The following is a 15,307-nucleotide window of genomic DNA, read 5'->3' on the forward strand; positions in this document are numbered from 1 at the left end:
CAGAACCCATATTTTTAAAATTTGAAGGTGGCAATGCGGCATTAGGCGTTTGGGGAATTGGATTGACTGCACCAAAACTTATACCTACTGCATCTGATCCTTTATAAGCACTTAAAGTATTATTCGCAGCGTTATAAGAAGTACTTCCAATAGTGATACTGCTATGTGTTGCATTCGTCCCTTGATAGCCATTCAAACCATTGTTACCACATTTATAAAAGTTACAGGTTGAGCCCGCATATTCTGTCGAGTTTGGATTGCTATAATCTGTGTATATTTTTTTATAAATTTCAGGTTTATTTGGAATACGCGTGAGTTCCAAACTAAAGTTTTTACCATCAGATCCTAGAATCAAAGGCTGATAGAGTGAACCCAATACGATATTGGCATTCAAATTATGAATAAAGATACCCTCATTGGCATCAAATACTGGTGCCAGAGTATTGTTGATGGCAGGGGTTTGTAAATTAGGAGTGTCTGATGTTTCACGCGTACTCAATCTGAGAATATTGGCTGTTTTATTCCCCGTCGTCAGATTTTGACCATCACCAGAGTTCAAACGCACAAGTCCAGCAACACCCAAGGTGTTGTTATAAAATGCACTCATGCCTGCTTGGTTACTTGCACCATTTAAAGTTTGAAAGATTTTTATATTACTTCCATTAATGGAAAAGTTATTCCAAATGGCCTGTAAACGAAGTCGATTAGCACGATCCGCATTACTCGTTCCTGCTTTTTCACCCAATTGGTAAAGTAGTGGATCCCCTTCTTTACGAGATGGATCAAGAACAAAAGCATCCGCCCACATGGCCATCTTCAATCTGTAAGCATCAAGACCATTGGCTGCATCCGTAGGACGAACTGTGTCCATTAATGGAGCTTCAAGCGTCAAGAATGGAACCTGACAGCTAGGATCATTACTTATACATGTTTTATTTAAATCAAAATTTGGAACCTGATTTTCAGTACCGACTCGAAGTAGCCATGGATTGGTTGCTGTTCCCCATGATCCTATACGTGCATCTTTATCTGTCGCAGCTAAGCGCGTATTGTGATTATTATCAGATTTAGATAATGCGAGACCATACACGAACAAATCAGCCTTACCCACGGAATGATCTTCTGACCCTACTGTTCCATTTTTATTGGTATCCAATGCCGCATCCGTTAAAGGACCCACTGGAATGAGATGAATATATCCGGTATCTTTTTGGCGATTCATTAAATCTGCCGCAGTTGAATTTTCCCCTTGAAAAACAAAATAAGCATCTTGAGGAATCATGGCGACACCCTCACCAGTCGTCGCACTTAAATTTTCATCCGAAAGAGGCTGCAATGCATAGACCGAAACCGTAGTAAGCGTCATTAAACTTGCAAGTAAAGTCTGATTAAATATGTTCGTATAATTAAGTGCCATCTCGACCTTCCCGTATACGATGCCTTGCACCATATTTATATTTTTAATTGTTCAGAGAAGAATTCCATGCTTCTCTTTTAATATTAAGATTACATCACAGTTTATAGTATATAAATGAAGTAGAATTTGCAAAAAATTGCGATTGGGTTGGCATTTTTTCCGATAAATGAATAAATTCATTTTTTCAAATACTTATAAAAAAAGCAAACTCATTGAGTTTGCTTTTTGCATGAAGTCTTACAATTCAATACTTAGGTTTTAGGTAAAGTTACACCTGTTTGACCTTGATATTTTCCACCACGATCTTTATAAGATGTTTCGCACACTTCATCAGACTCAAAGAACAACATTTGAGCAACACCTTCACCAGCATAAATACGTGCAGGTAAATTGGTTGTATTTGAAAATTCCAAGGTCACATGACCTTCCCACTCTGGCTCAAGTGGCGTCACGTTTACAATAATACCGCAACGCGCATAGGTTGATTTACCTAAACACACCGTCAAGACATTACGTGGGATACGGAAGTATTCTACTGTACGAGCAAGTGCAAATGAGTTAGGTGGAATAATACACACGTCAGCTTCGATATCGATAAAACTTTTATCATCGAAATTTTTTGGGTCAACAATAGCAGAGTGAACGTTTGTGAACACTTTGAACTCACGCGCACAACGAACATCATAACCATAGCTTGAAACGCCATATGAAATGAGTTTTTGACCATTTTCGTCTAAACGAACTTGGTTTTCTGCATACGGTTCAATCATGCCGTGTTTTTCGCTCATTTCGCGAATCCAACGATCAGACTTAATTGCCATTTATTTATTCCCAGAATACATATTCAATTACTGCGCTGTACTTTAACTGAAAACCCCGTCAATGGAAATAACCCACGATTTGTATTCCTATTCAGTCTGCTGCGGTGAATCATCTTAAAGACTTAACAATGCCGAATAACTCATTGGAATTGAGAAACTCATCAGGACTAAGGATGCTGTTTTTTGCATATTGGACTGGTTTAACCATTTAATTTTATTATTGGCTAACAGCGACCCAATGAGTGTCCAAATAAAAGCGATGGGTAGGATCAATAAAATAAACATCAACATGTGCGCAATATAATAATCTACACTCACCCAAACAATTGCAGGGAAAATAGCCGAGGCAAAAAGCAAAGCTTTAGGATTGAGTAAAGTTGCACAGAATAATTCAGAAGCCTTGATGGTGGGCTGATTCAACTGATGTTCTACGTTGGCAGTGCGCCATAATTTGATGGCCAGATAGATAATATAGAATGAACTAAATAATTTTAATATCACTGGCAAAATTGGCAAATGAGTGGTGACACGACCAATTAAAAATCCCCATGCAGTGATGGCAATAAGATAGCCTAATGCTTCCGCGGGTATTAAGCGAAATGACTTTTTAATACCTACCTGTATGCCTGAAGATGCAAGTAAAGTATTGGTTGGTCCGGGTGTGAATAAAATCGTGGTAACCAACGCAATAAAGAGCCATGAAATCATAGGATGACCTCGCTGATAATGCGCTCAGATTAATCAGGATTATTTCAATTGGCAAAATATTATTTGTGTGAAAATTTCTCAAGAATGAAACACAATTTTTTTTGTAATATTTTTCATCAGGTTAGTTTGTCATTTAAATTATAACTCTGAAGTCACACAATGTAATCGAAACGAAAAACATGATGTACTCTTGCAAAAATGCTTATAGCACGTTCTTCATCGATGAAATTCAGCATCACAGTCCATTCACGCTGTGATGCTGAGTTCAAGCATTAATTTGACTGTTGTTCAGCTTCTTGAACCTGAATATTTAAAGATTTCTTTTGGAATTCTTTAGGATAATCAACATAAGGAATAATAGCAGCAGAAGCTGTCGTTGACAGAATGAGAGAAATCATAACCATCTTCATTGCAGTGATTGAACGCATTTCTATACCCATATAACGTGAAATTTCACAAAATATTTTAGGTAGAAAAATTAGAGTAAATAATCCTAAAACGACGAACGGTCAACAAAAAAACTTGCCTAAGTCAGACTTAGACAGGTTTAACATTGGGTCTTTTCAAATACTTAGAAAATCCGACTTTGATCTCTTTCAGCTTTAGGCAATGCAGCTGCAATCTTCTGTGCAATTTCAATATAACTATCTGCTGCATCATCACCAATCAATACAGATGGTTTACCTTCATCGGCATGCTCTCGGATTTTCGCATTCAATGGTAAACGTCCAAGTAATGGAATATCGTATTGTTCCGATAACTTATCGCCACCACCAGTACCAAAGATTTGCTCTTCATGGCCACAGTTTGAACAAATATGTGTCGACATATTTTCCACCACGCCCATCACAGGAATTTGAACACGGTTAAACAATTCAATACCTTTGGTCGCATCCATCAATGCGACATTTTGTGGTGTCGTCACGATCACTGCACCGGTCACTGGAATACGTTGTGCCAGAGTTAATTGAATATCCCCTGTTCCTGGTGGCATGTCGATCATTAATACATCAAGATCAGGCCAAAGGGTTTGGTTGAACAGTTGCATCAATGCGCCTGTTGCTTTTGGACCACGCCAAGCCACAGGAGTATTGTGATCTCCTGTCAGATGACCAATTGACAACACCGCCATACCAAAAGCATCCAACGGTACAAAATGTTCTGCCTCGATCATTGGGGTTTTACCGGCATTGCCAAGCATCGTTGGGATACTTGGACCATAGATATCTGCATCCAACACACCTACTTTCAGCCCGAGCTTTTGTAATGCCAGAGCTAAATTTACCGTAGTGGTTGATTTCCCTACACCACCCTTACCTGACGAAACTAAAATCACGTTCTGGATACGTGGATGCTTAGGTACATCACGTTGCTGTGGTGCAGCTTTTTGAATCGGTGCTTCTTCTTGTTGAGGTTGGTAATTCGCATTCGCTTGTTTTACCGCATCTTGGCTTACAGATGCATCTACAACAGGAGGCAGATTGGATTTTGGGGCTTCGGCTTTTTTGCTTGAACAGCTTTCACCTGCTGCATGGTTGTGCCCACAACCACCTTGTTGTTGAGCATGACTGCCTGTTTTTTGCTGAATGACATGCATATTCAGCTCTTTAATCCCACACTTTTCCAAAGCATCAGCAAGTTCATCGTGAATTTGCTGTAACTGATCTTTTTCACTTGGCACGGTATTAATGGTAATTTGCAGTACATCACCTTCAACATTGACCTGTGTGATTCGATCTTTCAAAAAATTGTCAGAATTCGGCAAAACGTAGTGTTGTAATACGTGTTGTACAGCCTCTTCATTCACCTCCTTTGAGGGTGAAAAAACAGATTTGAGTGAAGAAAGCCACGACATACCGTACTCCAAGTCTGGACAGAAACTGATAAAGAAATAGTTTAACGAGAAATATCAACAAGGTTAAGCAACAATATATTGATCCCCGGTTGAATAGAAATATGTTAGTCGAATTCCAACTAAATTAGTCAGCTTTTTTATTATTTTTATTGGCGTATCTCGATTGATGTCATTGATACAGGCTATAAACTTGATTTCACTGTTAAACGCCTTGATTCATGTTGCAAGTGATTCATGCTTTCAACAAATACCAACACAATAGCGAATTTTTAACATTAAAATTGAAAAGAATATAAAACCAAGATAACGCTACGATATGTCTTTAAAACAAATAAATCTGAAACTTAAATTAAAAACATGCTCAATAACTGCCTTAATGAGCACAATGCTCCTTCTACCAATTTCAGGCTATGCCGCCAATGAATCCCGAAGTTTTCGTACTCCTTCAGGACAAATCATCAGCTTAGGTGACTCTTATGCAAAATTAAGCTCACACATGAAGCAGACGCCGACTTCAACACAACATTATGAATGGAAAGAAGGAAAAAATCGTTTTACGGCTTATAGCTATACCTACGAATTTCATGATCTGATTTACACCTTTACTGTGGTGAATAATGAAATTAGAAAAATCGAATGGATTAGAAAAAATTAAAAAAAAGCTCATCTGATGATGAGCTTTTTTGTGATCAATTTACTTTTTCAGTTGATCAATTTTCTCTGATGCTTTTGCTTTAAGATCCGCAAATTTTTCACTCGCTTGATCTTTCAGGTCATGCAATTTATCTGCTGCTTGCTCTTTTAAATCTACCGCTTTATGTTTTAAATCATCTAAAGTTGAATGCGCTTCAGAAGAATTTTGCTGCGTATCATGTTTAAGATCATTCAGTTTTTTTTCACCTTCAAGCTTGGCTTCTGCTGCACCATGCTTCACTTGATCCAATGCTTTCTCGCCTTTCAGCTCAGCTTCTTTCGCCTTCAATTTCAGATCATCGCCGAGTTCTGAAGCTTTGTTTTTTAAGTCATCAATTTTATTATTCGACATCTTCAATCCTCATTATCGCTTTGATAGTGAATCTTAGTTATATCGAAGATTTGCAGTGCTCATCGTAAATGTTTCGAATCACTACAATTTCTCACATGATGATGTAGAACAACACTACGCTGTAACTTTTGAGTTGAAAATGATGAATTTAGGAGCGAATACTCGACATAAAGTTCAATGCAGAAAACAACCAAATAAATAAAATAAAGTTTCGTGCTTGTGTGAAATGCTCGACATCCGTGCCATGCAAAATATTATGACGTGTCGCGGTCACATTCGAGCTTGCATCCATTTTATAAGCCGCGAGTTCAGCAAAGTATGGATTAAGCTCAATGGCAATCTTAGATTTATGCCAAAGGCTCTTAATTTCATTGCCTTTCAAACCCGGTACAATTTTATAAACATCGACTAACTTCGTGCCATTTTGCTTTAAGAAACCTTGTTGAATCAGCACGTCTGTCAGTAAACCTTCAAGTTGGGCATAAAGTAATGGTACACAACCTGCATAACAGCCGAGTTTATACATTTTAAAAGCTTCTATAATCACAGGACGACGCAAGGCTTTATTCTGCTCATCGATCTGCATAGCATCGAAAGCGGTCAACACATCTTTTTGAAAAGCTTCAGTGTTAATAACATCAAGTAAGTTAAAACTTTGCACATCTTCATAAGCATGAATTTGTTGCCAAAAGCGCATCAGATTTAACGCATCATTGGCAACTTTCGAACCGACAGGTTGATCCAACTGATCGGCAAGCACATTAAAATATTCATCTTGCTGGGCAAGTTCACGTAAATGATTGACTAAAAGTGTATGTTCGCCTTGTGAGATTTGATCAAGATAATCCTGTGCCTGATTAAGAATTTGCTTACCCAGAGTTGGTAAGCCCTGCACATTCGATTTGATGCGTTTTACAGGTTGATTGAACTCTAAATCATCTTCCAACTCATACATTTTTCATTTCACTCAATTTTTCGAGGATATCAGCCCCTAATGTTCTTGTATTTTTATCATTACCTCTACTGTTTTTTGTATTTATATTAATTTCTCTCGCTAAATTTATTAAAATCGGCTTCACTGGCGTCTGTATAACTTTGTTTTTAAGGATAGTAATCGTTTTATTGGAAAATTTTTGAATACAATAGTCTTGATAAAATACCTCTTGAACTATTACAGCATTTTCATTGATGATATTTATTTCATATCCCAAAGAATCGGCTTTATCTAAAATAGATTGAATATTACCAATCCCCCACTGATTAGAAATTACAAATTTTCCTTCTTCCAAATTAAGAACTTCGTATTCGTTCATGAAATATCTTGAAGATTCATTTGTAAATGCATCATTGAACTCTCTAAAAAGTTTCTTTCCTTTCCTTAGATCTTGGGGAAATTCCTCTAAAAGCTGTCTATATGATGTTATGCCTTTATTTTTAATATGTTCATGTATGATTTCTAATACTAATTTCCGCTTATTTAATTCTTTACCATTAAATAAATATCTTGAATTATCTCTTACAGCTATACTTTTCTGTTTTTCTCTTCTTTCTTCAGCTTTTTTCTGTGCTTTAACCTGATAATCTTTTGCCTCTGGTAAAGGTATAACTTGTTGAATATCTAATAAAATATTATCTTCAAATTTGTATGGCTTCATTCTTACACATGTTATATCAAGATCACGTTCATTCAACCAAATAACAGATGTAGTCAATTCTTTGGAAAAGTCAGCCGAAACTAAAACTATTCGAACATCATTGCCAAAATTAGTTTCATCTAATTCAATTTCTACGAAGTTTTCCAAATCTGCTAGTGCTTCTTCCTTTGTTAAATCAATATCACCATTTTTATGTTTATAATTTCGATAAACATCTACTGCATGTTCAAGTGTCATAGTCGAAATCATTGAAGCATAACGGAGAGCTTGTAGCTCCATATGATCACCAGAATCTGTACGTTTTAGTTCAATAATTACTAAATTTGCTTGCTGATCAATTGCTAGTAGATCTATTCGTTTACGTGAAGAATCCCATTCAGCATATTCTTCTGCCAAAATTAAGCAATTTGGTGCTACCACACTAATATTTTGTTGTATTGCTTTCTGTAAATCTTGACGTTCTAGGATCGACTCACTAGCGAAATTAGTAGTAGCAACTTGATTTAACTGTCCATTTTTTAAAGAAAATATGCTCATATAATTTCTATTGATTAACTATTTCTATTTAAGGTTAGCATAAACCTTTACTTTGTATTCCCTCGCGCATCAGGTAAAATCATGCACCTTGCATAATATACGAATGAGAGAGTCATATCCGTGCGTAATATCTTAGTCACTAACGCCCTTCCATACGCCAATGGCCCGATCCATATGGGTCACTTACTCGGTTATATCCAAGCAGATATTTGGGTACGTGCGATGCGTGCAATGGGTCATAACGTGACTTATGTCTGCGCGGACGATGCTCACGGCACAGCAATTATGCTACGTGCTGAAGCCAACGGTATTACTCCAGAACAGCAAATTGCCAATGTACAAAAAGAACATGAGCGTGACTTTGCCGGCTTCAAGGTTGATTTCGATCATTACGATTCAACCAACAGCGCTGAAAACCAAGCACGTGCTTCTGAGATTTATATTAAGAACCGTGAAGCAGGCAATATTGCGGTGCGCCCTGTAACGCAATTGTTTGACCCTGAAAAAGGCATGTTCTTATCAGACCGTTTTATTAAAGGCACCTGCCCGAAATGTAAAGCGGAAGATCAATACGGCGACTCATGCGAAGTCTGCGGCACAACCTACAACGCAACTGAATTACTCAATCCAAAATCGACTTTAAGCGGTGCGACTCCTGTTGAGAAATCTTCAGATCACTACTTCTTTAAACTACCGAACTTTGGTGAATACCTACAAAAATGGACACGTGACGAAGGTCGTTTACCTGTGTCGATTGCCAACAAGTTAGATGAATGGTTTGAAGCAGGTTTGTCGGATTGGGATATTTCTCGTGATGCGCCTTACTTCGGTTTTGAAATCCCTGATGCTCCAAATAAATACTTCTATGTTTGGGTGGATGCGCCAATCGGCTATATGTCGAGCTTTGAAAATTACATCAAAACTAAACGTCCTGACTTAAGCTTTGATGACTATTGGAAAAAAGATTCTAAAAATGAGGTGTATCACTTCATTGGTAAAGACATCGTGTATTTCCACGCATTGTTCTGGCCTGCAATGCTTGAAGGTGCCAACTACCGTACACCGACAAGCCTATTCGTAAACGGTTTCTTGACTGTAAACGGTCAGAAGATGTCAAAATCTCGTGGTACGTTCATTAAAGCGGAAACGTATTTAGAGCATTTAAACCCTGAATATTTACGTTACTACTTTGCGTCTAAACTTTCTGACAAAGTTGAAGATTCTGACTTGAACCTTGATGATTTCGTTCAAAAAGTGAATTCTGACCTTGTTGGTAAAGTGGTGAACATCGCAAGTCGTTGTGCGAAATTCATTAACACGAAATTTAACAATAAATTGTCTGCTACATGTGCAGAGCCTGAATTGGTTCAAAGCTTTATTGATGCTGGTGATTCAATTGCGCAAGCATACGAATCACGTGAATTCTCAACTGCCATTCGTGAAATCATGGCGCTTGCAGATAAAGCCAACCAATACATCGATGAGAAAAAGCCTTGGGCTTTAGCGAAGATTGAGGGCGAAGAACAACAAGTTCATGACGTATGTTCTGTCGGTATTAACCTATTCCGTCAATTGGCGGTGTACCTTGCACCTGTACTTCCAACTTTGGCAGATCAAGTTCAAGCATTCTTACAATTAGACAGCTTCAACTTTGAATCTCGTAAGCAAGTTTTGGTTGCACATGAAATCGCATTGTTCCAACCATTAATGCAACGTGTAGATCCAAAAGCTGTGGCTGCAATGGTCGATGCATCTAAAGATTCTTTAGCTGCACCTGCGGAAGCACCAAAAGCTGAAAAGAAAAAAGAGAAAGCCAAAGAGAAGAAAGCTGAGCCGAGAGTAGGTGAAGCTGAAATTATCGGTATCGAAGACTTTATGAAAGTTGACCTACGTGTGGCTGAAGTTTTAGAAGCAGCTCACGTTGAAGGTTCGGATAAACTTTTACAACTCACTTTAAATGTTGGTGAAGCTGAACCACGTAACGTGTTTAGCGGTATTCGTGAGTTCTATAACCCTGAAGACTTAAAAGGCAAATTGGTGGTGATGGTGGCAAACCTTGCACCACGTAAGATGCGTTTTGGTATTTCTAACGGTATGGTACTCGCTGCGGGTAATGGCGACGGCGTTTGGGTGATTTCACCTGAATCTGGTGCTAAACCGGGTGATAAAGTGTCTTAACATATATATACTTATAAAGAGCCCTGCTATATTTTAGTGGGGCTTTTTAATTTTGAAATTATGAATTTAAAGAAAAAACAACACTATGTTAGCCAATTTTATTTAAAGGCTTGGAGTAAAGATCAAGATAGAATCTTTGCCTGTGATTTGAAATCAAAGCCATTTCTAGTCAAAACTAATGCTACAGCTTATAGTAAATTCTTTTATAGAATTAGACCTTTAAGTTACGAAGCTATAAGGGCTTTAGAAAATATTGTAGAAATACTAGATGCACATAACACAACAATTTATAAAAAAGTTATTAAATCTATAAATCGGATTTTATTAAAATGGGAGATAGTTAAGAACATTTATCCTAATGAAAAAATTAGAACTGATGGTGAAACGAATGAAATAATAAAAGAGTTTCAAACAAATATTATCGAAGAATATTTTTCATATTTTGAAAGTAAGGCATCACCTATCATCACAAAAATTATTCAATCTGAGAACCTTCATATAGATAAGAAAGAATATCAAGAGTTATTATTTTATATGACACTACAATTTCTTAGAACTCGAAAGGTGCTAGATAAGGCTCATTTTGAATTTAAGAAATATCATCCTGATTTAACATATGAGGAAATGTATACCATTTCTATATATGTATCCTTAATCATAAATGAAAAATTACATTTATCTTTACTCAAAGATTTAAATACTCTTCATATAGTTAAAAATTGTACAGAAATAAATATTATCACTTCAGATAATCCATGTATAAATTATAAGCTCGATCATTTTAATAATAAGGAGTTTGAATGTATTTTTCCGATTTCACAACATATTTATTTGATACTCAAAGAAAATTCCTACAGTGACCAAATAAGAGATTATATTTCAAAAGAATTAGAAAACTACCCTGAAGAAAATGTAATTAATAAATTAGTTTTTATAGAGGAAACCTCTGATACTAATAAGATTTATTGGGTTAACAACCTTATTAAACGACACTGTAATAGATATCTTTATGCTATAACTGAAAAGGACTTTATATAGATAAGATTTTGGCGAGCTGTGCAATCATCTAGAATAATAAAAAAGACTTCCGAAGAAGCCTTTTACTAAATTTTAGAAGTAATTAGGCCACTTCAATGATTACTTTCATGGCATTTTCATCAGCAGCATGTTTAAACACATCATACGCTTTTTCAAAATCATCAAATTTAAAATGATGCGTTGCAAGCTTTTCTAAAGGCAACTTACCCGAACAACAGCTCTTTAATAGCATCCCTGTGGTGTTGGCATTCACTAAACCTGTAGTAATGGTGAGATTCTTAATCCACAGTTTATTCAGCTCAAAATTCACTGGCTTACCATGCACACCCACGTTGGCAATATGCCCGCCTTCTTTCACAATATTTTGACAAATATTCCAAGTCGGCTCGATGCCTACTGCTTCCATTGCACAGTCCACACCACGGCCATTCGTCAACTCTAAAATACGTTTCACAGCATCTTCTTTACCTGAGTTAATCGTATGCGTTGCACCCAATTCTTTGGCTAGTGCTAGACGGTTATCATCCATATCCACGGCAATAATTTGCGAAGGTGAATAGAACTGAGAAGTTAACAAACAGCCCATACCAATTGGACCTGTACCCACAATCGCAATCACATCACCTGGTTTTACATCACCATATTGCACACCAATTTCATGTGCTGTTGGCAATACATCAGAGAGAAAAACAGCAACCTCTTCGTTTAAGCCTTCAGGCAGTGGATACAGTGAGGTATCTGCAAATGGGGTACGTACATATTCGGCATGTGTACCATCAATCATATAACCCATAATCCAACCGCCTTCATTACGGCAATGAGCATATAACTGCTTTTGGCAGTTTTCACAGGTACCACAACGGCTGACACAAGAGATAATGACACGGTCACCTTTTTTAAAGTTTTTTACAGCACTGCCTACCTCTTCAACAATACCAATGCCTTCGTGCCCTAAAATACGACCATTAAAACTGCCTGTTTTTTGTTTTGCAGTTTCTTCAATTTCAGGGTTTTTACCTTTCCAAATCCCTAGATCTGTCCCACAAATCGTGGTTTTCACAATTTTAATTACAGCATCTGTGGGATCAATCACTTGTGGTTTTGGACGCTCTTCAAAACGAATATCATTTTCACCATAATAGACAACTGCACGCATCGTCGACATTTTTATTTCCTTATTTTCATTTCACCAATTGTGTTTCTATCTAGCCATGAGTTGATCTCGCTTGTGTGCTAATCATGTTTCATTGATTAGTCTTTTTATAATTCACCTATGCGATTTATTGCTGTAAAAGCTGAAATGAAAAAAATAAAAAATTGTGCTAAAAATAAAATATCGACCTGATGACTATAAATAGCGATGAAACTTATAAAATACACTTGTCTAGCACTATCTCTATCCACCATTTCTTCTGGTATTCAGGCTACTGAATCAACAGTACAACCTCAAAAACAAGTCGCTGGCTACTACCATCACCAAATCGGAAACACCCAAATCACCGCCCTACTCGATGGTACAAACTATCTCAATCCATCTATGTTTAAAGGCTTAAGCGACTTTGATAAAACTGAAATCCTAAAGAAATACGCTGCGGTGAACGACAAAGGCATACAAACCTCAGTCAACGCCTTTCTCATCAATACAGGCAACCAACTGCTGATGGTCGACAGCGGAGCTGCTAGCTGCTTTGGCGCACATTTAGGTTCAATCTATAACAACCTCAAAGCATCTGGTTATCAGCCTACGCAAGTGAATGGTATCTTCCTCACTCACTTACACCCTGACCATGTTTGCGGTATTTCAAACAATGGCGTAGCGAATTATCCAAACGCCACCCTGCATATTGCCAAAACTGAATACGATTACTGGATGAGTCCAAATACGGTTAAAAAACTACCAAAAGAGAAACAAGCTGGTTTCCTAGGTACAGTAGAAAAGATTAAAGCTGCTCTTGCACCGTATGAAAAAGCCCAAAAAATTAAAGTTTTTTCTGACAAATCTTTAGCTTTTGGTAATGTGCAATTTAAACCATCTTTTGGTCACACCCCAGGACATTACAGCTTTAAACTCAAAACTCCTGAGCAAGACGTGGTATTTATTGGTGATATTGTGCATTCTCATACTTTGCAGTTCGACAAACCCGAAACTGCTATCGAATTCGATATTGATCCAAAAGCAGCCGTAGAAACACGCTTAAAACACTTTGCTGAATATGCTAAAGACGGACAGCTGATTGCGGCACCGCATTTACCATTCCCGGGGCTTGGGCACATTTATTCCAAAGATGGACAAAGCTACCAATGGATACCGGTTCACTTTAAAGATTAAACTAAATTCATGCAATAGTTGAAATTTCAAGTATTTTTTTAAAGTTCCCTCGCTTAAAAATGGGGGTAAACTAATGAAAAAATTATTAATTTCAATTATCGCAGCAACTTCAGTATTGGCGACAGGCAGTTCAGTTCGTATGGCTGATATGACAGTTGCTTCAACTAAAAACTACAATCTTAACTCAAATCAGTTCGTGAAAGGTGAACGTGTAACAGGTGAAGATAAGGTCCCAGTTGTCTTGTTCCCTTTAGGGGTTCCAAACTTTAAAACTGCTGTAGATCGTGCTATTGAAAAAAACCGTTGCGCTGTGGCTCTTTCTGATGTGGTGATCACTCAATTGAATCAAGCATTCATTGTTGGTCAAATTGGTTATCGTGTAGAAGGTACACAAGTAATTGACCGTTCACAGCCTGAATGTAAGAAATAAGATTTTAAAAAAGCCTCTAATACGTTTAGAGGCTTTTTTACGGGCGTATTTAAATCAAAAATTAGGTGTCTAAATTTACGTTCTGTCTTCGGTCGATATATTCAACATAACCTCGCCCCTTACGTTCAGTTCCATTCAGCAAACCACTCCACTGATAAGAACTCACATAACCTGCGGCTAAACCATAACAATATTCCGTATCTGCCACCGCAAGAATATCTAACACTTCCTCACCTTGATGATGCGCAATCCATCTAAAAGATTGGGGCACCTCCATTTCAAAACCGTCAGGTGTTATTTTCGGATCAGGCTTTAATGCAATCACTTGAAAAGCAACCTCACCATCATACTGGATGGAGGTACCATCAATATGGCGGTAAGACACAGCGGTATAAGTAGGTTCACCTGCAAAACCGATATAGGCCAAAACCAATTGTGACTCATCATCTATGTTGATGACTTGATAACTAAAACTGTCTAACGGCACCAATCCTGTGGTCGGTTTAATGGGACTCGGCAACATTGAGCTTGAGACTGCTTTCCAATGTTCAAGTGTACATAACCCTTTAACTTCAACACGTTTTCCATGTTGGGTGAGATGACCTTCATATTGCATCAATACACTAAAGTGCTGATATAACATGCTATGTGCAAACCACGTAATGGCAGGCGTTGGGGTTAACCAAAGATCAACTTGCAGATCATCACGTTCAGATACTAGATGATAACTCCCTTCAATTTCAGCAAGGAAAGATTCTCGACCAAACTCAACCTTAAATGGCTTTTGATGAAATACAATGTCGTCTTGAATGTTATAAATGCGAAAGGCTTCTTCATCTGTCGATAAGGCTGTTCCATGAACCAAAGTAGCGGTATTTTCAGGACTAAGACCAGAAATCGACTTGGGTAAATGCGTTATCTTCGCACCGACATCACCAATGACAGAAGCATAGGACAGATATCGAAAAGGCTCAGGTAAATCTGGAATCATAATTCCATAATGCGTACTCGCGAATTGACGATGAAAAACATGCGCGTCTAAATTATATTCGCGCGGTAAAAGTGCTTGTTCTTCTGGCTCTACTGCACCCAAAAGGTTTTTGGCCATTTGACCCAATTGATAGTAGAACTTTTGTTGTAGACTTTTATTTTTTGAATGACTACTGAGGAGAGAATACATAACAAACTCACAAACAATGAGAGATGTTTACACCCTAAACAACCTCTCCTCAGTTCTTTATAGCTGATCAGGACTGGCAAATGTGAATTCAGGTCAGATCATAAAAATTGTTAG

Annotated in this window: 14 protein-coding genes and 1 pseudogene; 5 read left to right on the top strand and 10 right to left on the bottom strand. The window is 37.5% G+C overall.

Translation table 11 applies throughout. The features are described 5' to 3' along the window. Nucleotides 1-40: 40 nt before the first annotated feature. The 5 genes and pseudogenes from AC1M9H_RS09925 to apbC form a co-directional block, all read right to left on the bottom strand. A pseudogene (locus tag AC1M9H_RS09925) lies at nucleotides 41-1,450 on the bottom strand (hypothetical protein); the annotation flags it as partial. A 218-nt stretch (nucleotides 1,451-1,668) separates the two neighbouring features. Then, nucleotides 1,669-2,238 (bottom strand): dCTP deaminase, encoded by a 570-nt coding sequence (gene dcd, locus AC1M9H_RS09930; protein WP_004694514.1) that lies wholly within the window; start codon nucleotides 2,236-2,238, stop codon nucleotides 1,669-1,671. Nucleotides 2,239-2,352: 114 nt separating this feature from the next. Continuing rightward, complete coding sequence (locus tag AC1M9H_RS09935; RefSeq protein WP_035269555.1) at nucleotides 2,353-2,946, bottom strand: LysE family translocator; 594 nt, start codon at nucleotides 2,944-2,946, stop codon at nucleotides 2,353-2,355. 272 nt (nucleotides 2,947-3,218) lie between these two features. Then, a complete protein-coding gene (locus AC1M9H_RS09940) occupies nucleotides 3,219-3,374 on the bottom strand; it encodes a hypothetical protein (RefSeq protein ID WP_155756999.1) in 156 nt (51 codons plus the stop codon). A gap of 143 nt (nucleotides 3,375-3,517) precedes the next feature. Further along, entirely contained in the window at nucleotides 3,518-4,801 is a 1,284-nt protein-coding gene (gene apbC / locus AC1M9H_RS09945; protein WP_481613293.1) for an iron-sulfur cluster carrier protein ApbC, read from the bottom strand. Nucleotides 4,802-5,177: 376 nt separating this feature from the next. On the opposite strand from apbC, the gene AC1M9H_RS09950 reads away from it, so the two are divergent. Then, nucleotides 5,178-5,456 carry a hypothetical protein gene (locus AC1M9H_RS09950; protein WP_481613294.1) on the top strand — a complete coding sequence of 93 codons (279 nt, stop codon included), beginning with the start codon at nucleotides 5,178-5,180 and terminating at the stop codon, nucleotides 5,454-5,456. 39 nt (nucleotides 5,457-5,495) lie between these two features. Here AC1M9H_RS09950 and AC1M9H_RS09955 read toward each other — a convergent pair whose 3' ends face one another. The 3 genes from AC1M9H_RS09955 to AC1M9H_RS09965 all read right to left on the bottom strand — a co-directional run bounded on the left by AC1M9H_RS09955 (nucleotide 5,496) and on the right by AC1M9H_RS09965 (nucleotide 8,038). Further along, complete coding sequence (locus AC1M9H_RS09955; protein WP_092766966.1) at nucleotides 5,496-5,846, bottom strand: hypothetical protein; 351 nt, start codon at nucleotides 5,844-5,846, stop codon at nucleotides 5,496-5,498. 148 nt (nucleotides 5,847-5,994) lie between these two features. Then, nucleotides 5,995-6,801, bottom strand: coding sequence for a hypothetical protein (locus AC1M9H_RS09960; RefSeq protein WP_481613295.1), 807 nt, complete (start codon nucleotides 6,799-6,801; stop codon nucleotides 5,995-5,997). Continuing rightward, nucleotides 6,794-8,038 (bottom strand): PDDEXK family nuclease, encoded by a 1,245-nt coding sequence (locus AC1M9H_RS09965; protein WP_481607747.1) that lies wholly within the window; start codon nucleotides 8,036-8,038, stop codon nucleotides 6,794-6,796. Before AC1M9H_RS09965 ends, AC1M9H_RS09960 begins: the two co-directional genes overlap by 8 nt. 120 nt (nucleotides 8,039-8,158) lie before the next feature. On the opposite strand from AC1M9H_RS09965, the gene metG reads away from it, so the two are divergent. Beyond that, nucleotides 8,159-10,216: a methionine--tRNA ligase gene (gene metG / locus AC1M9H_RS09970; protein ID WP_481613296.1), complete on the top strand. Its 2,058-nt coding sequence runs from the start codon at nucleotides 8,159-8,161 to the stop codon at nucleotides 10,214-10,216. 60 nt (nucleotides 10,217-10,276) lie between these two features. Beyond that, on the top strand, nucleotides 10,277-11,254 hold the full coding sequence (locus AC1M9H_RS09975) for a DUF4238 domain-containing protein (RefSeq protein WP_481613297.1): 978 nt from the start codon (nucleotides 10,277-10,279) through the stop codon (nucleotides 11,252-11,254). Between the two features lie 82 nt (nucleotides 11,255-11,336). Here the strand turns inward: AC1M9H_RS09975 and AC1M9H_RS09980 are convergent, their stop codons facing one another. Next, complete coding sequence (locus AC1M9H_RS09980) at nucleotides 11,337-12,419, bottom strand: zinc-dependent alcohol dehydrogenase family protein (RefSeq protein ID WP_481613298.1); 1,083 nt, start codon at nucleotides 12,417-12,419, stop codon at nucleotides 11,337-11,339. 195 nt (nucleotides 12,420-12,614) lie between these two features. Here AC1M9H_RS09980 and AC1M9H_RS09985 point away from each other — a divergent pair, with 195 nt between their 5' ends. After that, nucleotides 12,615-13,583 carry an MBL fold metallo-hydrolase gene (locus AC1M9H_RS09985; protein ID WP_481591604.1) on the top strand — a complete coding sequence of 323 codons (969 nt, stop codon included), beginning with the start codon at nucleotides 12,615-12,617 and terminating at the stop codon, nucleotides 13,581-13,583. Nucleotides 13,584-13,656: 73 nt separating this feature from the next. Next, a complete protein-coding gene (locus AC1M9H_RS09990) occupies nucleotides 13,657-14,013 on the top strand; it encodes a hypothetical protein (protein ID WP_481607751.1) in 357 nt (118 codons plus the stop codon). 61 nt (nucleotides 14,014-14,074) lie between these two features. Here AC1M9H_RS09990 and AC1M9H_RS09995 read toward each other — a convergent pair whose 3' ends face one another. Continuing rightward, on the bottom strand, nucleotides 14,075-15,193 hold the full coding sequence (locus AC1M9H_RS09995; protein ID WP_481613299.1) for a DUF6670 family protein: 1,119 nt from the start codon (nucleotides 15,191-15,193) through the stop codon (nucleotides 14,075-14,077). Nucleotides 15,194-15,307 lie beyond the last annotated feature (114 nt).

It is taken from the genome of Acinetobacter sp. ANC_7512 (assembly GCF_056779935.1).

What these genes read in the sequence shown, in the direction of transcription:
- dcd (WP_004694514.1), bottom strand. Translation starts at nt 2,238, where the DNA reads ATGGCAATTAAGTCTGATCGTTGGATTCGCGAAATGAGCGAAAAACAC.
- AC1M9H_RS09935 (WP_035269555.1), bottom strand. Translation starts at nt 2,946, where the DNA reads ATGATTTCATGGCTCTTTATTGCGTTGGTTACCACGATTTTATTCACA.
- AC1M9H_RS09940 (WP_155756999.1), bottom strand. Translation starts at nt 3,374, where the DNA reads ATGCGTTCAATCACTGCAATGAAGATGGTTATGATTTCTCTCATTCTG.
- apbC (WP_481613293.1), bottom strand. Translation starts at nt 4,801, where the DNA reads ATGTCGTGGCTTTCTTCACTCAAATCTGTTTTTTCACCCTCAAAGGAG.
- AC1M9H_RS09950 (WP_481613294.1), top strand. Translation starts at nt 5,178, where the DNA reads ATGAGCACAATGCTCCTTCTACCAATTTCAGGCTATGCCGCCAATGAA.
- AC1M9H_RS09955 (WP_092766966.1), bottom strand. Translation starts at nt 5,846, where the DNA reads ATGTCGAATAATAAAATTGATGACTTAAAAAACAAAGCTTCAGAACTC.
- AC1M9H_RS09960 (WP_481613295.1), bottom strand. Translation starts at nt 6,801, where the DNA reads ATGTATGAGTTGGAAGATGATTTAGAGTTCAATCAACCTGTAAAACGC.
- AC1M9H_RS09965 (WP_481607747.1), bottom strand. Translation starts at nt 8,038, where the DNA reads ATGAGCATATTTTCTTTAAAAAATGGACAGTTAAATCAAGTTGCTACT.
- AC1M9H_RS09975 (WP_481613297.1), top strand. Translation starts at nt 10,277, where the DNA reads ATGAATTTAAAGAAAAAACAACACTATGTTAGCCAATTTTATTTAAAG.
- AC1M9H_RS09980 (WP_481613298.1), bottom strand. Translation starts at nt 12,419, where the DNA reads ATGTCGACGATGCGTGCAGTTGTCTATTATGGTGAAAATGATATTCGT.
- AC1M9H_RS09985 (WP_481591604.1), top strand. Translation starts at nt 12,615, where the DNA reads ATGAAACTTATAAAATACACTTGTCTAGCACTATCTCTATCCACCATT.
- AC1M9H_RS09990 (WP_481607751.1), top strand. Translation starts at nt 13,657, where the DNA reads ATGAAAAAATTATTAATTTCAATTATCGCAGCAACTTCAGTATTGGCG.
- AC1M9H_RS09995 (WP_481613299.1), bottom strand. Translation starts at nt 15,193, where the DNA reads ATGTATTCTCTCCTCAGTAGTCATTCAAAAAATAAAAGTCTACAACAA.